The organism is Pseudomonas sp. NPDC090752 (assembly GCF_055584805.1).
Window position 1 is genome coordinate 358,422 of sequence record NZ_JBVJLI010000003.1, and the last position, 19,025, is coordinate 377,446.

At 62.6% G+C, this 19,025-nt stretch carries 20 protein-coding genes and 1 pseudogene; 15 read left to right on the top strand and 6 right to left on the bottom strand.

Annotation, left to right across the window (positions count from 1 at the left end; all coding sequences use genetic code 11):
- Positions 1-17 precede the first annotated feature (17 nt).
- Positions 18-437, bottom strand: a pseudogene (locus ACZ6YA_RS06805) (L,D-transpeptidase family protein); the annotation flags it as partial.
- A 153-nt stretch (positions 438-590) separates the two neighbouring features.
- Positions 591-1,142 (bottom strand): NUDIX hydrolase, encoded by a 552-nt coding sequence (locus tag ACZ6YA_RS06810; protein ID WP_400802865.1) that lies wholly within the window; start codon positions 1,140-1,142, stop codon positions 591-593.
- Positions 1,143-1,268: 126 nt separating this feature from the next.
- Here ACZ6YA_RS06810 and ACZ6YA_RS06815 point away from each other — a divergent pair, with 126 nt between their 5' ends.
- The 5 genes from ACZ6YA_RS06815 to purT all read left to right on the top strand — a co-directional run bounded on the left by ACZ6YA_RS06815 (position 1,269) and on the right by purT (position 4,413).
- The gene (locus ACZ6YA_RS06815; RefSeq protein ID WP_465896370.1) at positions 1,269-1,868 is read left to right on the top strand and encodes a CoA pyrophosphatase; all 600 of its coding nucleotides are present in this window, start codon (positions 1,269-1,271) and stop codon (positions 1,866-1,868) included.
- A gap of 42 nt (positions 1,869-1,910) precedes the next feature.
- Positions 1,911-2,435: a gamma carbonic anhydrase family protein gene (locus ACZ6YA_RS06820; protein ID WP_465896371.1), complete on the top strand. Its 525-nt coding sequence runs from the start codon at positions 1,911-1,913 to the stop codon at positions 2,433-2,435.
- Complete coding sequence (locus ACZ6YA_RS06825; protein ID WP_465896372.1) at positions 2,428-2,628, top strand: DUF1289 domain-containing protein; 201 nt, start codon at positions 2,428-2,430, stop codon at positions 2,626-2,628. Before ACZ6YA_RS06820 ends, ACZ6YA_RS06825 begins: the two co-directional genes overlap by 8 nt.
- A 59-nt stretch (positions 2,629-2,687) precedes the next feature.
- Positions 2,688-3,155, top strand: a complete 468-nt coding sequence (locus ACZ6YA_RS06830) for a preQ0 transporter (protein ID WP_465896373.1) — start codon at positions 2,688-2,690, stop codon at positions 3,153-3,155.
- Between the two features lie 76 nt (positions 3,156-3,231).
- Positions 3,232-4,413, top strand: a complete 1,182-nt coding sequence (purT, locus tag ACZ6YA_RS06835; RefSeq protein ID WP_465896374.1) for a formate-dependent phosphoribosylglycinamide formyltransferase — start codon at positions 3,232-3,234, stop codon at positions 4,411-4,413.
- Between the two features lie 140 nt (positions 4,414-4,553).
- On the opposite strand, the gene ACZ6YA_RS06840 is transcribed toward purT, so the two are convergent.
- The 3 genes from ACZ6YA_RS06840 to ACZ6YA_RS06850 form a co-directional block, all read right to left on the bottom strand.
- Positions 4,554-5,852 carry an MFS transporter gene (locus tag ACZ6YA_RS06840; protein WP_465896375.1) on the bottom strand — a complete coding sequence of 433 codons (1,299 nt, stop codon included), beginning with the start codon at positions 5,850-5,852 and terminating at the stop codon, positions 4,554-4,556.
- A 247-nt stretch (positions 5,853-6,099) separates the two neighbouring features.
- Positions 6,100-7,305: a transporter associated domain-containing protein gene (locus ACZ6YA_RS06845; protein ID WP_465896376.1), complete on the bottom strand. Its 1,206-nt coding sequence runs from the start codon at positions 7,303-7,305 to the stop codon at positions 6,100-6,102.
- 9 nt (positions 7,306-7,314) lie between these two features.
- Positions 7,315-8,124: a cytochrome C assembly family protein gene (locus ACZ6YA_RS06850; protein ID WP_465896377.1), complete on the bottom strand. Its 810-nt coding sequence runs from the start codon at positions 8,122-8,124 to the stop codon at positions 7,315-7,317.
- 204 nt (positions 8,125-8,328) lie between these two features.
- Here ACZ6YA_RS06850 and ffh point away from each other — a divergent pair, with 204 nt between their 5' ends.
- The 6 genes from ffh to ACZ6YA_RS06880 all read left to right on the top strand — a co-directional run bounded on the left by ffh (position 8,329) and on the right by ACZ6YA_RS06880 (position 12,385).
- Positions 8,329-9,705 carry a signal recognition particle protein gene (gene ffh / locus ACZ6YA_RS06855; protein WP_465896378.1) on the top strand — a complete coding sequence of 459 codons (1,377 nt, stop codon included), beginning with the start codon at positions 8,329-8,331 and terminating at the stop codon, positions 9,703-9,705.
- A 235-nt stretch (positions 9,706-9,940) separates the two neighbouring features.
- Positions 9,941-10,192: a 30S ribosomal protein S16 gene (gene rpsP, locus ACZ6YA_RS06860; RefSeq protein WP_003252142.1), complete on the top strand. Its 252-nt coding sequence runs from the start codon at positions 9,941-9,943 to the stop codon at positions 10,190-10,192.
- 5 nt (positions 10,193-10,197) lie between these two features.
- Entirely contained in the window at positions 10,198-10,734 is a 537-nt protein-coding gene (gene rimM, locus ACZ6YA_RS06865; RefSeq protein WP_465896379.1) for a ribosome maturation factor RimM, read from the top strand.
- 3 nt (positions 10,735-10,737) lie between these two features.
- Positions 10,738-11,490, top strand: coding sequence for a tRNA (guanosine(37)-N1)-methyltransferase TrmD (gene trmD / locus ACZ6YA_RS06870; RefSeq protein WP_403130797.1), 753 nt, complete (start codon positions 10,738-10,740; stop codon positions 11,488-11,490).
- 42 nt (positions 11,491-11,532) lie between these two features.
- Complete coding sequence (gene rplS, locus ACZ6YA_RS06875; protein ID WP_003252148.1) at positions 11,533-11,883, top strand: 50S ribosomal protein L19; 351 nt, start codon at positions 11,533-11,535, stop codon at positions 11,881-11,883.
- A gap of 94 nt (positions 11,884-11,977) precedes the next feature.
- Positions 11,978-12,385: an acyl-CoA thioesterase gene (locus tag ACZ6YA_RS06880; protein WP_465896380.1), complete on the top strand. Its 408-nt coding sequence runs from the start codon at positions 11,978-11,980 to the stop codon at positions 12,383-12,385.
- A 4-nt stretch (positions 12,386-12,389) separates the two neighbouring features.
- Here ACZ6YA_RS06880 and ACZ6YA_RS06885 read toward each other — a convergent pair whose 3' ends face one another.
- Positions 12,390-14,204 (bottom strand): cation:proton antiporter, encoded by a 1,815-nt coding sequence (locus ACZ6YA_RS06885; protein WP_465896381.1) that lies wholly within the window; start codon positions 14,202-14,204, stop codon positions 12,390-12,392.
- A gap of 68 nt (positions 14,205-14,272) precedes the next feature.
- On the opposite strand from ACZ6YA_RS06885, the gene xerD reads away from it, so the two are divergent.
- The 4 genes from xerD to thrC all read left to right on the top strand — a co-directional run bounded on the left by xerD (position 14,273) and on the right by thrC (position 18,940).
- Positions 14,273-15,169 (top strand): site-specific tyrosine recombinase XerD, encoded by an 897-nt coding sequence (xerD, locus tag ACZ6YA_RS06890; RefSeq protein WP_465896382.1) that lies wholly within the window; start codon positions 14,273-14,275, stop codon positions 15,167-15,169.
- 153 nt (positions 15,170-15,322) lie between these two features.
- Complete coding sequence (locus ACZ6YA_RS06895) at positions 15,323-16,084, top strand: thioredoxin fold domain-containing protein (protein ID WP_465896383.1); 762 nt, start codon at positions 15,323-15,325, stop codon at positions 16,082-16,084.
- A gap of 82 nt (positions 16,085-16,166) precedes the next feature.
- Complete coding sequence (locus tag ACZ6YA_RS06900; protein WP_465896384.1) at positions 16,167-17,471, top strand: homoserine dehydrogenase; 1,305 nt, start codon at positions 16,167-16,169, stop codon at positions 17,469-17,471.
- A gap of 59 nt (positions 17,472-17,530) precedes the next feature.
- On the top strand, positions 17,531-18,940 hold the full coding sequence (gene thrC, locus ACZ6YA_RS06905; protein WP_465896385.1) for a threonine synthase: 1,410 nt from the start codon (positions 17,531-17,533) through the stop codon (positions 18,938-18,940).
- Positions 18,941-19,025: the final 85 nt, after the last annotated feature.

The following is a 19,025-nucleotide window of genomic DNA, read 5'->3' on the forward strand; positions in this document are numbered from 1 at the left end:
ACGCGTATCCAGGAGGCTCAAGGTCGAATCTCGATCAACGTCCCATCGCGCACCAGCTCCCAGACTTCGCGCATGTCGGAATTGCGCATGGCGATGCAGCCATCGGTCCAGTCGAGGGTGTGGAAGTACCATTCCGGATACTCGTCATTGATCGGGGTGCCATGAATCATGATCATGCTGCCGGCACTCACGCCTTCCCGGGTTGCGCGTGCAGCATCGCTGATGTTCGGGTAGTTGATGTGCATGGACAAATTGAAACGGTCGCTTTCCTTGCGCCAGTCCAGCCAGTACAGGCCTTCGGGGGTCTTCTTGTCGCCCTCGCGCTCCTTGGCGCCCTTGGGCTGCTTGCCCAGGGAGATGCGGTAGGTTTTCAGCGGCTCGCCGCGGCTAATCAATTGCAGACGGCGTTCGGACTTGATCACCAGCACCTTGTCGATCAGCGGCTGCATCGCCGCTTGCGATTGCGACTGCACCGGTACGGGCGGTTGCGGCTTGCGAATGATGACTTCGGTGAAGGCCGCCTGGGACACCGAGGTAACGCAAAGACAGAAAAGGGCGAACAACCAGCGCATGAAGCGGCACCTGCAAGCTTAAGTAGTGGGCGAAACGTTCATCGGCGGCAGGTACTCATGGCCAAGGGGGTAGTGCTGCTCGATGCGGTCGCGATAATAGCATTCTAGTGTGCGTGTGACGGTGCGGAAAGCCAGCTCGCCCCAGGGTATCTCGTGTTCCTCGAATAGCCGTACTTCCAGGCTTTCGACGCCGATGGCGAAGTCCAGGTCGGCCAGCTCGGCGCGGAAGAATACATGCACCTGGTTGATGTGCGGCAGGTCGAACAGCTGGTACAGGGCCATGTCACCAACCCTGGCACAGGCCTCTTCGACGGTTTCGCGACGGGCGGCCTGATCGAGTGTCTCGCCGTTTTCCATGAACCCGGCTGGCAGGGTCCAGAAGCCCCGTCGCGGTTCGATGGCTCGGCGGCACAGCAACACCTGGCTACCCCAGGTCGGCAGCACCCCGGCAACGATGTTGGGATTCTGATAATGGATGGTCTGGCAATGTTCGCAGACATACCGCAGGCGGCTGTCGCCCTCGGGGATCCGCTGAATGACTGGCTGGCCGCACGCGCTGCAGAATTTCATGCTGTTCTTCCCTATTGACGGGCTTATCTTGGCGCGTCACGCAGGCCCGCCGCAAGCGTGCAGGGCTTGGGTGCTTCGCGGCTTTGGTGCATCATGCAAGGCAGGCCTTGGAAACGAGAGTGCGCAATGCTGGACGAGCTACTTCGCCGAATGAGCAACCACCAACCCGCTTCACTGGAAACCGACCGACGGTTCCCCGAGGCTGCGGTTCTCTTGCCCATCACTCGCAGCGAAGCGCCCGAACTGGTCTTGACCCTGCGTGCCAAGGGCTTGTCGACCCATGGCGGCGAAGTCGCCTTCCCCGGTGGCCGACGCGACCCGGAAGACCCCGACCTGGTGTTCACCGCGCTGCGCGAGGCCGAAGAAGAAATCGGCTTGCCACCCGGGCTTGTGGAAGTGCTCGGCCCACTCAGTCCGCTGATCTCCCTGCACGGCCTGAAAGTAACGCCATTCGTCGGGGTTATTCCCGATTTCGTCGAATACCGCGCCAATGATGCGGAGATCGCGGCAGTATTCAGCGTACCGCTGGAATTCTTCCGCCAAGACCCGCGCGACCACACCCACCGCATCGATTACCAGGGCCGTAGCTGGTATGTGCCCAGCTATCGCTTTGGCGAATACAAGATCTGGGGGTTGTCGGCGATCATGATCGTCGAGCTGGTCAACCTGCTGTACGACGCAGGCATCAACCTGGATCACCCCCCCGAGCGCTACATCGAAATCTGAGCGGGGCCCACCCTGCCGCCGTTGCTATCCTGAGGAGCGAACATGAAATACCGCCTGGGCGACCTGCGGGTCGAAAGCCATCCCACCAGTTGGGCCGCACCCAACGCTATGCTGATCGGCAAGGTGCGCCTGCAGGCGCGCGCCAGCGTGTGGTTCGGCGCGGTGCTGCGCGGCGACAACGAGTTGATCGACATCGGTGAGGACAGCAACGTCCAGGACGGTACCGTGATGCACACCGACATGGGTGCGCCGCTGACCCTGGGCAAGGGCGTGACCATCGGCCACAACGCCATGCTGCATGGCTGCACGGTGGGCGACTACAGCCTGATCGGCATCAATGCGGTGATCCTCAATGGCGCACGGATCGGCAAGCACTGCATCATCGGCGCCAATGCGCTGATACCGGAAGGCAAGGAAATTCCCGATGGATCGCTGGTGATGGGCTCGCCGGGCAAGGTGGTGCGCGAGCTGACCGAACAGCAGCAACGCATGCTCGAGGCCAGTGCCGCGCACTATGTGCACAACGCCCAGCGTTATGCGCGGGAGTTGGTGGTGGACGATGAGTGAGGTGATCGCCACTGAACGCCCGGTCGCTTCGCCGTGCGTGAGCATCTGTGCGCTGGACGAGGAGGATATCTGTACCGGGTGCCAGCGTACCGTGGCCGAGATCGGCCGCTGGGGGCGGATGGACAATACGGAGCGCCGGGCGGTGTTGAAGCTGTGCCATGAGCGGGCGGTGGCGGCAGGGTTGATCATGTAACAGCTGCGATTGACCCGAAAATCAAGTAATCTGCCCCGCTTGCCCGACGGTCATTGCCCATGTTCTATCTCATCGCCTATATCAGCAGCGTCGTACTGATCAACTACGCCTTCTCCAGCGCCCCGCATCTGGACGTCATCTGGTCCTGTTGGGGTGGGCTGGTGTTCATCCTGCGCGACATGGTGCAGACTCGCTTCGGCCATGGCGCACTGATCGCCATGCTGCTGGCCCTGGTGCTGTCGTACGTCACCTCGGAACCGGCAATCGCCCTGGCCAGTGCCACGGCGTTCTTCATTTCCGAACTGATCGACTGGCTGGTGTTCAGCATTACCCGCCGGCCCCTGCGCGACCGGCTGTGGCTGAGTTCGGCGCTGAGCATTCCAGTGGATACCTTCATCTTCTTCGGCATGATCGGCGCCTTGACCCCAGCCGTGATCGGCACCGCCATGGCCTCGAAGTTCGCTGGCGTCACCGCCGTCTGGCTGGCCATGGCATTTCGTGCGCGGCGGGCCGCCGTGGCGGGCTGATGGTGTAGAATACCGGTCCTTTTTCAGCGGGCCGTACCAAGCCTGGTGTGGCCCCGGACGCCTTCGAGGACCTGAAATGACCCGTATCGGAACCCCATTGTCGCCGACCGCGACCCGTGTACTGCTCTGCGGCTGTGGCGAGCTGGGCAAGGAAGTGGTGATCGAGCTGCAGCGCCTGGGCGTCGAAGTGATCGCCGTCGACCGCTACGCCAACGCCCCGGCCATGCAAGTGGCGCACCGCAGCCATGTGGTCAACATGCTCGATGGCGTCGCCCTGCGTGCGGTGATCGAAGCTGAAAAGCCGCATTACATCGTCCCTGAAATCGAAGCCATTGCCACCGCTACCCTGGTCGAACTGGAAAGCGAAGGATTCACCGTGGTGCCGACCGCCCGCGCCACTCAGCTGACCATGAACCGCGAAGGTATCCGTCGCCTGGCCGCCGAAGAGCTGGACCTGCCGACCTCGCCTTACCACTTTGCCGACACCTATGAAGACTATGCCAAGGCCGTGGCTGACGTTGGCTACCCGTGCGTGGTCAAGCCGGTGATGAGCTCGTCGGGCAAGGGCCAGAGCCTGCTGCGCAGCGATGCCGACCTGCAGCAGTCGTGGGATTACGCTCAAGAGGGCGGCCGGGCCGGCAAGGGTCGAGTGATCATCGAAGGCTTCATCGATTTCGACTATGAAATCACCCTGCTGACCGTGCGCCACGTGGGCGGCACCACCTTCCTCGAACCGGTCGGCCACCGTCAGGAGAAGGGCGACTACCAGGAATCCTGGCAGCCCCAGGCCATGAGCGCCAAAGCCCTGGCCGAATCGCAGCGTGTGGCCAAGGCGGTCACCGATGCTCTGGGTGGGCGTGGGCTGTTTGGCGTCGAGTTGTTCGTCAAAGGCGACCAGGTATGGTTCAGCGAAGTGTCGCCGCGCCCGCATGACACCGGCCTGGTCACCTTGATTTCCCAGGACCTGTCGCAGTTTGCCCTGCATGCCCGTGCCATTCTCGGCCTGCCGATCCCGGTGGTACGCCAGTTCGGCCCATCGGCGTCGGCGGTGATTTTGCCGGAAGGGCAGTCGCAGCAGACCAGCTTCGCCAACCTTGGCGCTGCGTTGAGCGAACCGGATACCGCCATCCGCCTGTTCGGCAAGCCGGAAATCAACGGCACTCGCCGCATGGGCGTATGCCTGGCGCGTGACGAGTCGGTCGAAGCGGCGCGGGCCAAGGCGACCCGTGCTTCGCAGGCGGTCAAGGTCGAGTTCTGATCTGAAACTGTAAGGGCTGCTGCGCAGCCCATTCGCGGGGCAAGCCCGCTCCCACAGGGTTGTCGCAGTCCTCAGGTTTCACGATTATCTTGTGGGAGCGGGCTTGTCCCGCGAATGGGCCGCAAAGCGGCCCCAATTGCTCACAGCTCGGTATTGCGGGTCTCTTTCAGGCACAACACGGCAATCAAGCTGATCACCGCGGCCACCGACACATACCCACCCACCCAGCTCAACCCGCCCATGCTCACCAGCTTCTGCGCGAAGAACGGTGCCGCCGAAGCCCCCACGATGCCGCCCAGGTTATAGGCCGCCGATGCACCGGTGTAGCGCACGTGCGTTGGGAACAGCTCTGGCAACAGCGCTCCCATCGGTGCGAAGGTCACCCCCATCAGGAACAGCTCGATGGCCAGGAACAGTGCCACCCCTGTGGTCGAGCCCGAGGTCAGCAACGGCTCCATGGTGAAACCCGAAGCCACCGCCAGCAGGCCACCTACGATGAGCACTGGCTTGCGCCCGTAGCGGTCGCTGAGCCAGGCCGACAGCGGTGTCGCGAGCGCCATGAAGACCACGGCGAAGCACAGCAGGCCGAGGAAGGTTTCGCGGCTGTAGCCTAGGGTCGTTACCCCGTAACTCAGCGAGAACACGGTCGAGATATAAAACAGTGCATAGCACACCACCATGGCGGCGGCACCCAGCAGGGTCGGCAGCCAGTATTGGCTGAACAACTCGACCACCGGCATCTTCACTCGCTCATGACGAGCGACCGCCTTGGCGAATACCGGGCTCTCTTCCAGCTTCAGGCGCACATACAGGCCGACCAGCACCAGCGCGGCGCTCAGCAGGAACGGTATACGCCAGCCCCACTCACGGAACTGCTCGTCGCTGAGTGTCAGGGCCAAGGACAGGAACAGGCCGTTGGCGGCGAGGAAGCCAATCGACGGGCCAAGCTGCGGGAACATGCCGAACCAGGCGCGTTTGCCCTCGGGTGCGTTCTCGGTGGCCAGCAACGCCGCACCACCCCACTCGCCGCCCAGGCCCAGGCCTTGGCCAAAGCGCAGCAGGCAAAGGATGATCGGTGCCCACACGCCAATGCTGTCGTAGCCTGGCAGCACGCCGATCAGCGTGGTCGACACGCCCATCAGCAGTAGCGAGGCGACCAGCGTCGACTTGCGTCCGATGCGGTCGCCGAAGTGGCCGAACAGCGCCGAGCCAAGTGGGCGTGCAAGGAAGGCGATGCCGAAGGTGAGGAAGGCTGCGAGCATCTGCGCAGTGCCCGACCCGGACGGGAAGAACACAGGGCCAATCACCAGGGCGGCGGCAGTGGCGTAGACGTAAAAGTCGTAGAACTCGATGGCAGTGCCGATAAAACTGGCGGTGGCCACCCGCGCAGGCGAGTTGACCGGCGCGGCAGGCGCTTCGGCGTAGGTGCTGGTGGTCATTAAGTAGGTCCCTAACAGTCTTGTCGTGCTCCATTGGCTCGATCCACGTATGCGTGGGTGCCGGAGCGTCTTGTTCTTTTGCTCGCCCGACTGACGATAGCCCAAGGGGGATAAGGGCGGGAGCGGGCACTGTTCGGGGTGTTGAAGCAGGACCGCGGGGCGTGTCAGTGGAGCGGACTGGCCGTGGGGCGCCGGGTGCGGGTAGCGGGCGGGACGGCGGGGCTGGGTAAGCGTGACCCGAGTATAGCTAGCGGGTCACGGTCCAGACCAGTACCTTGCTGGCGCAATTGTCCTCTGTTTCGAGAATTTCCAGGCGATAGCGGCCGATCTTCAGGCAAACGGCACTTTCCGGGATGCTCTCCAGCGCCTCGGTGACCAACCCGTTGAGGGTTTTCGGGCCGCCGTCAGAGGGCAGGTGCCAGCCGAGGGTGCGGTTGATTTCGCGTAATGATGCGGTGCCTTCGATCACGAAGGTGCCATCGTCCTGCGGATGCACGTGCGGGTTGTCCAGGCTGTGTTCTTCCTCGAACTCGCCGACGATTTCTTCGAGGATGTCTTCCAGGGTGACGATGCCCTGCACCTCGCCGTATTCGTCCACCACCACGCCCAGGCGCCGCTGCTGCTTGTGGAAATTCAGCAACTGCAGTTGCAGCGGGGTGCTTTCGGGGACGAAATAGGGCTCGTAGCAAGCACCATGCAGCTTCTCCAGGGTCAGTTCGGCCCTGGGCAGCAGGTGGCTGATCAGCTTGGTATTGAGGATCGCTTCGACCTGGTTGATGTCGTTGTGATAGACCGGCAGCCGCGTGTGGCGGCTGACGATCAACTGCTCGATGATGCGCTCGATCGGCTCGTCCAGGTTGATGCCATCGACTTCGTTGCGTGGCACCAGAATGTCGTTGACGGTGACCTTGTCCAATGACTGCAGGCCATCTAGCAAGCCGGAGCGCGGCGCGTCGTGGTCTTCATCCTCGGCAAATTCATCGTCTGCTTGCGGGTGCAGGGCCACGGCGGTCGGTTGCACGCGAAACGGCCGCAGGATCAGCTTGGCAATGCCGTCCAGCAGGTAGGCCAGCGGCTGCAGCAGGGCCAGGGGGAATTTCAGCAAGCTGGCGCCGAGGCTGATGAACGCCATCGGGCTGCGCCGGGCCAGACGGCGTGGCAGGTATTCGGCAAATACCAGCAAGGCCAGGGTGGCGCCAAGGCCCGCGAGCCAGAAGCCGTGCTCGCCGCTGTAGCGTTGACCGATCAGGCAGGCCAGGCCCAGCACCAGCAGCTTGCCCAGGCTGGCGCACAGCACCAGGGCCTGGGCTGGCAATGGCGGCTGCCCGTCATCACCGCTGCGCAGTGAGCCATTGAGCTGCAGGCGGGCGGCATCCACGGCGGTGAACAGCGCCGACCACAGCAGCGCCAGTGCCAGAGTGCCGAGTAGCGGTGCGTACGGCAGGTTGTCCATGGTCAGCCGTCAGATATGCAGGATGAATTCGCGAACCAGCTTGCTGCCAAAATAGGCCAGCATCAGCAGGCAGAAACCGGCCAGCGTCCAGCGGATCGCCTTGTGCCCACGCCAACCCAGGCGGGTGCGGCCCCACAGCAACACGCTGAAGACGACCCAGGCCACGCAGGCCAGCAAGGTCTTGTGCACCAGATGCTGGGCGAATAGGTTGTCAAGGAACAGCCAGCCGGAGATCAGCGACAGCGTCAGCAGGCACCAGCCGGCCCAGAGGAAGCCGAACAGCAGGCTTTCCATGGTTTGCAGCGGCGGGAAGTTGCGGATCAGGCCGGACGGGTGCTTGTTCTTCAGCTGACGGTCCTGCAGCAGCAGCAGCAGCGACTGGAATACCGCAATGGTGAACAGCCCGTAGGCCAGGATCGACAGCAGGATATGCGCGAGGATCCCCGGTTGCTCATTGATCAGCGGCACCGTGCCGGGTGGCGCGAACTGCGCCAGCAGGGCGGTGACTGCGCCGAGTGGGAACAGCAGCACCAGCAGGTTTTCCACCGGTATGCGCAGGCAGGCGAGCAGGGTCAGGGCGATGACCGCCACGGCGATCAGGCTGGCGGCGCTGAAAAAGTCTAGGCTCAGGCCCAGCGGGGTAATCAGCTGGAAGAACAGCGCGCCACCCTGGGCGACGACGGCGAGAGCACCGAGCAAACCGAGCAGCCGTTTGTCGGCTTTGCGCGACTGGGCCAGGTGCGAACCCTGATAGATGGTCGCTGCTATATAAAGGCCGGCGGCGATCAGGTTGGGGATGAGGCTGGGTGAGGAGACCATAAGTCCTGGTGGGCAAGCCTTAAAGAGACGGAGTTTGGCATAGATCGCGCCGGTCTAGGAAGACTGATGCTTGCCGCTGGGAAGCCGAGGTGTGCGGCGCCGTCGCTCTTCGCTATAATCGCCGCCTTGCTGTGCCCAGCGCGTGTGCATTTTCACCTGGGCGCCTGACAAACCTCGGCTTTTACTGGGCCTGAAAGGATCACCATGTTCGAAAACCTGACCGACCGCCTGTCACAGACGCTGCGCCATGTCACCGGCAAGGCCAAGCTGACCGAAGACAACATCAAGGACACGCTGCGCGAAGTGCGCATGGCCCTGCTCGAGGCCGACGTTGCCCTGCCGGTGGTCAAGGATTTCGTCAACAGCGTCAAGGAGCGTGCGGTCGGCACCGAGGTGTCGCGCAGCCTGACACCGGGCCAGGCATTCGTGAAGATCGTCCAGGCCGAGTTGGAAAGCCTGATGGGCGCGGCCAACGAAGACCTCGCGCTGAATGCCGCACCGCCTGCCGTGGTGCTGATGGCCGGTTTGCAGGGCGCTGGTAAAACGACCACCGCTGGCAAGCTGGCGCGCTTCCTCAAGGAGCGCAAGAAGAAAAGCGTGATGGTGGTGTCGGCCGACGTCTACCGCCCGGCGGCGATCAAGCAGCTGGAAACCCTGGCCAACGACATCGGCGTGACCTTCTTCCCGTCCGATATCAGCCAGAAGCCGGTGGCCATCGCCGAAGCGGCCATCCGCGAAGCCAAGCTCAAGTTCATCGACGTGGTCATCGTCGACACCGCCGGTCGCTTGCACATCGACGCCGACATGATGGACGAGATCAAGGCGCTGCATGCTGCAGTCAAGCCGATCGAAACCCTGTTCGTGGTCGACGCCATGACCGGCCAGGATGCCGCCAACACCGCCAAGGCGTTTGGTGAAGCCCTGCCGCTGACCGGTGTGGTGCTGACCAAGGTCGACGGTGACGCCCGTGGCGGTGCCGCGCTTTCGGTGCGCGCCATCACCGGCAAGCCGATCAAGTTCATCGGTATGGGTGAGAAGACCGAGGCCCTGGAGCCGTTCCACCCGGACCGGGTCGCCTCGCGCATCCTTGGCATGGGTGATGTGCTCAGCCTGATCGAACAGGCCGAGCAGACCATCGACAAGGCCAAGGCCGACAAGCTCGCCAAGAAACTGAAGAAGGGCAAGGGCTTCGACCTCGAAGACTTCCGCGACCAGCTGCAGCAGATGAAGAACATGGGTGGCTTGGGCGGTTTGATGGACAAATTGCCGAGCATTGGTGGGGTCAATCTGTCGCAGATGGGCAACGCCCAGGGCGCGGCCGAGAAGCAGTTCAAGCAGATGGAAGCGATCATCAACTCGATGACCCCGGCCGAGCGCCGCGACCCAGAGCTGATCAGCGGTTCGCGCAAGCGCCGTATCGCCCTCGGTTCCGGCACCCAGGTGCAGGACATTGGCCGGCTGATCAAGCAGCACAAGCAGATGCAGAAGATGATGAAGAAGTTCTCTGCCAAAGGCGGCATGGCCAAGATGATGCGTGGCCTTGGCGGGATGATGCCTGGCGGCGGCATGCCGAAGCTGTAACCCCTATTCCGAGCGCTTTCCCGTAACCGGCTGAGCGCTCAGAACCCCCGCTGCGGCGGGGCAACGGCCACGTATTGCGTGGCTCAACCGGCAAATCTGGACGGCATGGCGAGGCCATGGCGAAAAAGTCATTTGCAAATGTCCGTGTATTCCCCGAGAATATGCGGCCTTTTGGGCACGCGTGTGCCTATTTGGCATTCAGATTTGCAGCACCGACTATAGGAACAATGTTCACATGGTAACCATTCGTCTTGCCCGTGGCGGCTCGAAAAAGCGCCCATTCTACCACCTGACCGTGACCAACTCGCGTAACGCCCGTGACGGCCGTTTCGTTGAGCGCGTAGGTTTCTTCAACCCGATCGCTGCTGGCGCTGAAGTCAAGCTGTCGGTCAACCAAGAGCGCGTTACCTACTGGCTGAGCCAGGGCGCACAGCCGTCTGAGCGCGTTGCTCAGCTGCTGAAGGAAGCTGCCAAGGCTGCCGCCTGAGCAATATGAACGCGACGCCAGAAAAGGCTGACGACCTGATCGTCGTTGGCAAGATTTTTTCGGTTCACGGCGTTCGCGGCGAGGTGAAGGTGTATTCCTTTACCGATCCGATTGAAAACCTGTTGGATTATCCACGCTGGACGCTTCGGCACGAAGGCACGGTAAAGCAGGTCGAGCTGGTCAGCGGTCGTGGCTCCCAAAAGGGCCTGGTCGTGAAACTGAAAGGCCTCGATGATCGTGATGAAGCGCGTCTTCTGAGCGGCTTCGAAATCTGCATCCCGCGGAGCCTTTTGCCCAACCTGGCCGCAGACGAGTACTACTGGTACCAGCTGCAGGGCCTGAAGGTCATCAACCAGGACGAACAGCTGTTCGGCAAGGTCGATCACCTGTTGGAGACCGGTGCGAACGATGTAATGGTGGTCAAGCCCTGCGCAGGCAGCCTGGATGATCGCGAGCGTCTGTTGCCCTATACGGCGCAATGCGTGCTGGCAATCGACCTGGAAGCAGGCGTGATGCGGGTTGAATGGGACGCGGACTTCTAAACGATGGGTAACCTTCGCGTAGACGTCATCACGTTGTTCCCCGAGATGTTCTCGGCCATCACGGAGTACGGCATTACCAGCCGCGCGGTGAAACAGGGGTTGCTTCAGGTGACTTGCTGGAACCCGCGGGACTACACCACAGATCGCCACCACACCGTGGATGATCGGCCGTTTGGCGGTGGTCCGGGCATGGTGATGAAAATCAAGCCTCTGGAAGACGCCCTGGTTAGCGCCAGGCAAGCGACCGGAGCATCGGCAAAGGTGATCTACCTTTCGCCGCAAGGCCGCAAGCTGACTCAGCAGGCGGTCAAAGGCCTGGCCGAACAGGAATCGTTGATCCTGATCGCCGGTCGTTATGAAGGCATCGACGAGCGCTTTATCGAGGCTCATGTCGATGAGGAGTGGTCGATTGGCGACTATGTGCTTTCCGGTGGCGAGCTGCCGGCCATGGTACTGATCGATGCGGTTACACGGCTGCTGCCCGGAGCTTTAGGGCATGTGGACTCGGCGGAGGAAGACTCCTTCACTGACGGTCTGCTTGATTGCCCGCACTACACCCGACCTGAGGTGTATGCGGATCAGCGTGTTCCCGACGTGTTGCTAAGTGGCAACCATGCACATATCCGGCGTTGGAGGATGAAGCAGTCCCTTGGTAGGACCTTCGAACGACGCGCCGATCTTCTGGAAAGTCGCTCGCTTTCTGGAGAAGAGAAGAAGCTGCTCGAGGAATACCTCCGCGAGCGGGACGATAGATAAACGTATCGATGGTGGATCAAGTATCCATCTTAGGAGCACAGCATGACCAACAAGATCATCCAGCAGCTCGAAGCCGAGCAGATGAGCAAGGAAATCCCGACCTTCGCACCAGGCGACACCGTTGTCGTCCAGGTTAAAGTGAAGGAAGGCGAGCGTTCCCGTCTGCAGGCGTTCGAAGGCGTCGTTATCGCCAAGCGTAACCGCGGCCTGAACAGCGCTTTCACCGTGCGCAAAATCTCCAGCGGCGTTGGTGTTGAGCGTACTTTCCAGACCTACAGCCCGCAAATCGACAGCCTGGCCGTGAAACGTCGTGGTGACGTGCGTAAAGCCAAGCTGTACTACCTGCGCGACCTGTCCGGCAAAGCCGCTCGCATCAAGGAAAAACTGTCCTGAGTACAGTTTGCCTGGTGGCCTGAGGCCCCCTGCGAGAAAAAAGCAGCCTTCGGGCTGCTTTTTTGCGTTTTGAAACCCGAGAAAAGTGACGCACATGACCAGCCGAGACCAGCAAATCCAGCAACGCACCGAATTGTCGGTGACCCGCGTGACCAAGGCGGTGTTCCCCAGTACCACCAATCATCACAACACCCTGTTCGGCGGTACCGCGCTGGCCTGGATGGACGAAGTGTCGTTCATCGCCGCCACGCGCTTCTGCCGGCTGCCGCTGGTGACCGTGTCTACCGACCGCATCGACTTCAAGCACCCGATCCCGGCGGGCTCGATCGTCGAGTTGGTGGGCACGGTGATCAAGGTCGGCAATACCAGCTTGCAGGTGCAGGTGGATGTGTTTGTCGAGAACATGTACCTGGATGGGCGCGAGCGCGCCATCCATGGCGTGTTCAGTTTCGTCGCCATCGACGAGGACAAGCGCCCGGTGCCGGTGCTGCCGGAGGCGTGACGTCTTAGCTTGTCGCGGCGACGGGCGCAGGTTCGATCAGCGCCACCAAGGTCCAGCCTGGTTGGGGGCTGAGCGGGTTCTCGGGGCTCGCAACGTGTACCCAGCCCTGACCGTCCCGGGCGAACAGCAGCTGGGCACGCTCACCATGCAGTGCCTGGTAGTTTTCCCAGGCGAAGCCCTCGGTCAGGTTGGTGCTGTACAGCTCGGCGCCCTGGTGTAGGCGATTGGCCAGTTGGTGATAGGTCATCGGGCTTGCGCCGAGCAGCTGGCCACGGTGTTCTTCGCTGGCGCGATGCTTGTCGCTGCGCTGTTTCTCCAGGCCGCTGGCCAGCACATAGAGGCGCCCGTGACCAAAGTCATGGCGAAAGCGCGCGCAGGCCAAGGCGTTGATTTCGCCAGCGGGGGATAGCCCCAGCAAGTGGCCGAGGCCGACCAGGTCCAGGTGCGCATCGGCATGTTGCGACGCCGGGTTACCGAAGTAGGTCGGCAGCCCTTCCATGCGCGCGGCGCGGATGTTTTCCCAGCTCGAATCGGTCAGCAACACCCGGCAACCCAGTTGCTGCAGGGCTTTGCCGATGGCGCGCGCAGGCCCGTTGGCGCCGACGATGAGAAAGCCGCTGGGCGCGGGTTCCGCTACGTTGAGCAGGCGCGCCAGGGGCCTGGCGGTCGCGCTCTGCAACACCACCGTGCCGATGATCACCGCGAAGGTCAGCGGCACCAACAGCAGTGCGCCCTGGTGCCCGGCTTCATGCAGGCGAATGGCAAAGATCGCCGAAACCGCGGCGGCAACGATGCCGCGGGGGGCAATCCAGGCCAGCAGGGCTCTTTCACGCCAGTTCAGCGTGGAGCTTAGTGTCGACAGGAATACATTGAGTGGCCGCGCCACCAGCTGGATCACCAGCAGTAATGCCAGCACCGCTGGACCCAGGCCTAGAAGCGCATTCAAATCCAGACGCGCGGCCAGCAAGATGAACAGCCCAGAGATCAGCAATACGCTGAGGTTTTCCTTGAAGTGCAGGATCTGCCGCACATCGACCCCACGCATGTTCGCCAGCCACATGCCCATCACGGTCACCGCCAGCAGCCCGGACTCGTGGACGATCTGGTTGGCGGCGATGAAGATGCCCAGCACGGCGGCCAGCGACGCCAGGTTGTGCAGGTACTCCGGCAGCCATTGCTCACGCATGATCTGCCCCAGCAGCCAGCCCCCGGCGGCGCCCAGGGCGCTGCCACAGAAGATGACGCCGGCAAAGGTGGCCAGGCTCTGGCTCAGGCCATCGCCATCGGCGCTGGCGATGATGAAGCTGTAGACCACCACGGCCAGCAGGGCGCCGATCGGGTCGATGACGATGCCTTCCCAGCGCAGGATGTTGGCGATCGTCGCCTTGGGGCGCACCACGCGCAGCATGGGCACGATCACCGTCGGGCCGGTCACCAGGGTCAAGGTGCCGAAGAGGATCGCCAAAGGCCAGTCGAAACCCAGTAGCCAGTGAGTCGCCAGCGCGATTACCAGCCAGGTCGACAGCGCCCCGAGGGTGACCAGGCGGTGCACTACGCTGCCGATCTCGCGCCACTGTGACAGGTGCAGGGTCAGGCTGCCCTCGAACAGGATCAGCGCCACTGCCAGCGACACCAGCGGCATCAGCAGCGGGCCGAACAACGCCTGTGGGTCGAGCCAACCGAGCACTGGGCCAACGGTGATGCCGGCCAGCAGCAGGAAGAGGATGGCCGGTAGCTTCAGGCGCCAGGCCAGCCATTGGCAGGCGAGGGCGGCGGCACCGATGCCGCCGACGCTGAGAAGGATCTGCTGTTCGTTCATGCGGGCTCCCTATGCCGGCTTGGTTATGAAAGACTAAGCGCCATTTCGTCGTTTGCCACCGAGTTTCCATGCCTGCCCTCGACCACCCCCTGATCGACCAGTTTCTCGATGCCCTGTGGCTGGAAAAAGGCCTGGCCGACAACACCCGCGTGTCTTACCGCAGTGACCTGGCGCTGTTCAATGGATGGCTGCAAGAGCACGGGGTAGCGTTGCCCGACATCGGTCGCGAGTTGATATTCGATCACCTGGCCTGGCGCCTCGACCAGGGTTACAAGCCACGGTCCACTGCGCGTTTTCTCTCAGGTCTTCGTGGTTTTTTCCGCTACTTGCTGCGGGAAAAGCTGATCACCGTCGACCCGACCCTGCAGATCGAGATGCCGCAGTTGGGCAAGCCATTGCCCAAATCTCTTTCGGAAGCCGACGTCGAGGCCTTGCTGCAGGCCCCGGACCTTGGCGAAGCCATCGGTCAACGAGACCGTGCCATGCTCGAAGTCCTCTATGCCTGCGGCCTGCGTGTGAGCGAATTGGTCAGCTTGACCCTGGACCAGGTCAACCTGCGCCAGGGCGTACTGCGGGTCATGGGCAAAGGTAGCAAGGAGCGCCTCGTGCCGATGGGCGAGGAGGCGGTGGTGTGGCTGGAGCGCTACCTGCGCGATGGTCGCGCCGAGTTGCTCAATGGGCGTCCGAGCGATGTACTGTTCCCCAGTCAACGCGGCGAGCAGATGACTCGCCAGACCTTCTGGCACCGCATCAAGCACCAGGCGCAAGTGGCCGGCATCGACAAGTCGCTGTCGCCGCATACCCTGCGCCACGCCTTCGCCACCCACCTGCTCAACCACGGCGCCGACCTGCGCGTGGTGCAGATGCTGCTGGGCCACAGCGATCTGTCGACCACGCAGATCTACACCCATGTGGCCAAGGCGCGCTTGCAGCAGCTGCACGCCCAGCACCACCCGCGTGGATGAATGATTTTCATGTTCCGCTGACCGGTATGTGCAAGCCCCTTGTTGCCCGGCGTGATGTGATAGGCTTGGGCGGTTTGCACCAAGGGCCGCACGGTTGCCGCGTTTTTTCCGCAGGTGACGCCCTCCGGCCCCTGTCCGCCTTCAGGAGTTCCCATGCGCTTGACCCAGATTTTCGCCGCCGCCGCGATGGCGCTGGCCAGTACCTTTGCCGTTGCCGCGGCAACCGACAGCAGTGCCGGTGCCGAACAGGCCATCCGCAAGTCGTTGCAGAACCTCGAACTGGAAGTGCCGGTAGAAAGCGTGGCCAGCAGCCCGCTCAACGGCTTGTATGAAGTCAAGCTGCAGGGCGGCCGCGTGCTGTATGCCAGTGCCGATGGCCAGTTCGTCATGCAGGGCTACCTGTACCAGATCCAGGACGGTAAGCCGGTCAACCTGACCGAGAAGACCGAACGCCAGGGCGTTGCCAAGCTCATCAATGGCATTCCCGCCGCCGAGATGGTGGTTTATCCTGCCAAGGGCGAGACCAAATCGCACATCACCGTGTTCACCGACACCACCTGCCCGTATTGCCACAAGCTGCACGCCGAAGTGCCGGAGCTGAACCGTCGCGGTATCGAAGTGCGCTATGTCGCCTTCCCGCGCCAGGGTCTTGGCTCGCCGGGTGATGAGCAGTTGCAGGCGGTGTGGTGCTCCAGTGACCGCCGCGCGGCGCTGGACAAGATGGTCGAAGGCAAGGAAATCAAGGCCGCCAAGTGCGCCAACCCGGTCAGCAAGCAGTTCCAGCTGGGCCAGTCGATCGGCGTCAACGGCACGCCGGCGATCGTCCTTGAAAGCGGCCAGGTGATCCCGGGCTACCAGCCGGCGCCGCAGGTGGCCAAACTGGCCCTGGCCGGCCAGCAGCAAGCAGCCAAGTAATTCATTCAGTACGCCGTCGTCATGGGGTGACGGCATGTTTCACGGTCGGCGCAGGTGCCGGCCGTTCAATGGGGAGTTCACAGTGAAACCGGTCAAAGTAGGCATCTGTGGGTTGGGGACCGTCGGTGGCGGAACCTTCAATGTACTTCAGCGCAACGCCGAGGAGATTGCCCGCCGTGCCGGGCGCGGTATTGAAGTGGCACAGATCGCCATGCGCTCTCACAACCCGAACTGCCAGATTACCGGTACCCCCATTACCGCTGATGTGTTCGACGTTGCGAGCAACCCGGAGATCGACATTGTCATCGAGCTGATCGGTGGCTATACCATCGCCCGCGACCTGGTGCTCAAGGCCATCGAAAACGGCAAGCACGTGGTCACCGCCAACAAGGCGCTGATCGCCGTGCACGGCAACGAAATCTTCGCCAAGGCCCGCGAAAAAGGCGTTATCGTCGCCTTCGAAGCCGCAGTGGCCGGCGGCATCCCGGTGATCAAGGCGATTCGCGAAGGCCTGTCGGCCAACCGTATCAACTGGCTGGCCGGCATCATCAATGGCACTGGCAACTTCATCCTCACCGAAATGCGTGAAAAGGGCCGCGCCTTCCCCGACGTGCTGGCTGAAGCTCAGGCGCTGGGTTATGCCGAAGCCGACCCAACCTTCGACGTCGAAGGCATCGATGCCGCGCACAAGCTGACCATCCTGGCCTCCATCGCCTTTGGTATCCCGCTGCAGTTCGACAAGGCCTACACCGAGGGCATCACCCAGCTGACCACCGCTGACGTGAACTACGCCGAAGCCCTGGGCTACCGCATCAAGCACCTGGGCGTGGCCCGCCGCACAGCCGAAGGCATCGAGCTGCGCGTGCACCCGACGCTGATCCCGAGCGACCGCCTGATCGCCAACGTCAACGGCGTGATGAACGCCGTCATGGTCAATGGCGATGCCGCGGGTTCCACCCTGTACTACGGCGCTGGCGCCGGCATGGAGCCGACCGCTTCGTCGGTGGTCGCCGACCTGGTCGACGTGGTTCGCGCGATGACCTCCGACCCGGAAAACCGCGTGCCGCACCTGGCGTTCCAGCCGGATTCGCTGTCGGCTCACCCGATCCTGCCGATCGAAGCCTGCGAGAGTGCCTACTACCTGCGCATCCAGGCCAAGGATCACCCGGGCGTGCTGGCCCAGGTGGCGAGCATCCTGTCGGAGCGTGGCATCAACATCGAGTCGATCATGCAGAAGGAAGCCGAGGAGCAGGATGGCCTGGTGCCGATGATCTTGCTGACCCACGGTGTGGTCGAGCAAAGCATCAACGATGCCATCGTTGCCCTGGAAGCCTTGCAGGACGTGGTCGGCAAAGTCGTGCGCATCCGCGTCGAACAGCTCAATTAACGAATAGCGCCGTCGGGCCGCTCAGGTGGCCCCGGCCTCAGTATCGAAGGTTTGTAGCCATGCGTTATATCAGCACCCGCGGCCAGGCACCGGCCCTGAATTTCGAAGACGTCCTGCTGGCCGGCCTCGCCACCGATGGCGGCCTGTACGTGCCAGAGAACCTGCCACGCTTCACCCAGGAAGAGATCGCCTCCTGGGCCGGCCTGCCGTACCACGAATTGGCCTTCCGTGTGATGCGCCCGTTCGTCGAAGGCAGCATTGCCGACGCCGACTTCAAGAAGATCCTTGAAGAAACCTACGGTGAGTTCGCCCACGCCGCGGTCGCCCCGCTGCGTCAGCTGAACAGCAACGAGTGGGTTTTGGAGCTGTTCCACGGCCCGACCCTGGCCTTCAAGGACTTTGCCCTGCAACTGCTCGGGCGCCTGCTCGACCACGTGCTGGCCAAGCGCAACGAGCGTGTGGTGATCGTCGGCGCCACCAGTGGCGACACCGGTTCGGCCGCCATCGAAGGCTGCCGCCGTTGCGACAACGTCGATATCTTCATCCTTCACCCGCACCAGCGTGTGTCGGAAGTACAACGCCGCCAGATGACCACGATCTTTGGCGACAACATCCACAACATCGCCATCGAAGGCAACTTCGATGACTGCCAGGAAATGGTCAAGGCCAGTTTCGCCGACCAGTCGTTCCTCAAGGGCACGCGCCTGGTCGCGGTCAATTCGATCAACTGGGCGCGAATCATGGCCCAGATCGTCTACTACTTCCACGCCGCCCTGCAGTTGGGTGGCCCGGCGCGCTCGGTGGCGTTCTCGGTGCCGACCGGCAACTTCGGTGACATCTTCGCCGGCTACCTGGCACGCAACATGGGCCTGCCCATCAGCCAGCTGGTGGTAGCGACCAACCGCAACGACATCCTGCACCGCTTCATGAGCGGCAACCAGTACGTCAAGGACACCCTGCACGCGACCCTGTCGCCGTCGATGGACATCATGGTCTCGTCCAACTTCGAGCGTCTGCTGTTCGACCTGCACGGTCGCAATGGTGCGGCCATCGCCGAGCTGATGGCCAACTTCAAGCAGGGTGGCGGCTTCAGCGTCGACCAGGACCGCTGGACCGAGGCGCGCAAGCTGTTCGACTCGCTGGCCGTCAGCGACGAGCAGACCTGCGAAACCATCGCCGACGTCTTCGCCAGCACCGGTGAAGTGCTCGACCCGCACACTGCGATTGGCGTCAAGGCCGCCCGCGAGTGCCGCCGTAGCCTGGATACGCCGATGGTGGTGCTGGGCACCGCGCACCCAGTCAAATTCCCGGAAGCGGTGGAGAAGGCGGGTGTCGGCAAGGCGTTGGAGCTGCCTGCGCACCTGAACGACCTGTTCAGCCGCGAAGAGCGTTGCACGGTCCTGGCCAACGACCTCAAGGTAGTTCAGGCCTTCGTCAGCCAGCACGGTAATCGCGGCAAACCGCTTTAACCTGGTCTCATCTCTGTGGGAGCGGGCTTGTCCCGCGAACACCGGCAAAGCCGGTGCCATTCACCGCGTTGGCATTTTCGCGGGT

Coding starts and splice junctions, on each gene's coding strand:
- ACZ6YA_RS06810 (WP_400802865.1), bottom strand. CDS start 1,142: ATGAAATTCTGCAGCGCGTGCGGCCAGCCAGTCATTCAGCGGATCCCC.
- ACZ6YA_RS06815 (WP_465896370.1), top strand. CDS start 1,269: ATGCTGGACGAGCTACTTCGCCGAATGAGCAACCACCAACCCGCTTCA.
- ACZ6YA_RS06820 (WP_465896371.1), top strand. CDS start 1,911: ATGAAATACCGCCTGGGCGACCTGCGGGTCGAAAGCCATCCCACCAGT.
- ACZ6YA_RS06825 (WP_465896372.1), top strand. CDS start 2,428: ATGAGTGAGGTGATCGCCACTGAACGCCCGGTCGCTTCGCCGTGCGTG.
- ACZ6YA_RS06830 (WP_465896373.1), top strand. CDS start 2,688: ATGTTCTATCTCATCGCCTATATCAGCAGCGTCGTACTGATCAACTAC.
- purT (WP_465896374.1), top strand. CDS start 3,232: ATGACCCGTATCGGAACCCCATTGTCGCCGACCGCGACCCGTGTACTG.
- ACZ6YA_RS06840 (WP_465896375.1), bottom strand. CDS start 5,852: ATGACCACCAGCACCTACGCCGAAGCGCCTGCCGCGCCGGTCAACTCG.
- ACZ6YA_RS06845 (WP_465896376.1), bottom strand. CDS start 7,305: ATGGACAACCTGCCGTACGCACCGCTACTCGGCACTCTGGCACTGGCG.
- ACZ6YA_RS06850 (WP_465896377.1), bottom strand. CDS start 8,124: ATGGTCTCCTCACCCAGCCTCATCCCCAACCTGATCGCCGCCGGCCTT.
- ffh (WP_465896378.1), top strand. CDS start 8,329: ATGTTCGAAAACCTGACCGACCGCCTGTCACAGACGCTGCGCCATGTC.
- rpsP (WP_003252142.1), top strand. CDS start 9,941: ATGGTAACCATTCGTCTTGCCCGTGGCGGCTCGAAAAAGCGCCCATTC.
- rimM (WP_465896379.1), top strand. CDS start 10,198: ATGAACGCGACGCCAGAAAAGGCTGACGACCTGATCGTCGTTGGCAAG.
- trmD (WP_403130797.1), top strand. CDS start 10,738: ATGGGTAACCTTCGCGTAGACGTCATCACGTTGTTCCCCGAGATGTTC.
- rplS (WP_003252148.1), top strand. CDS start 11,533: ATGACCAACAAGATCATCCAGCAGCTCGAAGCCGAGCAGATGAGCAAG.
- ACZ6YA_RS06880 (WP_465896380.1), top strand. CDS start 11,978: ATGACCAGCCGAGACCAGCAAATCCAGCAACGCACCGAATTGTCGGTG.
- ACZ6YA_RS06885 (WP_465896381.1), bottom strand. CDS start 14,204: ATGAACGAACAGCAGATCCTTCTCAGCGTCGGCGGCATCGGTGCCGCC.
- xerD (WP_465896382.1), top strand. CDS start 14,273: ATGCCTGCCCTCGACCACCCCCTGATCGACCAGTTTCTCGATGCCCTG.
- ACZ6YA_RS06895 (WP_465896383.1), top strand. CDS start 15,323: ATGCGCTTGACCCAGATTTTCGCCGCCGCCGCGATGGCGCTGGCCAGT.
- thrC (WP_465896385.1), top strand. CDS start 17,531: ATGCGTTATATCAGCACCCGCGGCCAGGCACCGGCCCTGAATTTCGAA.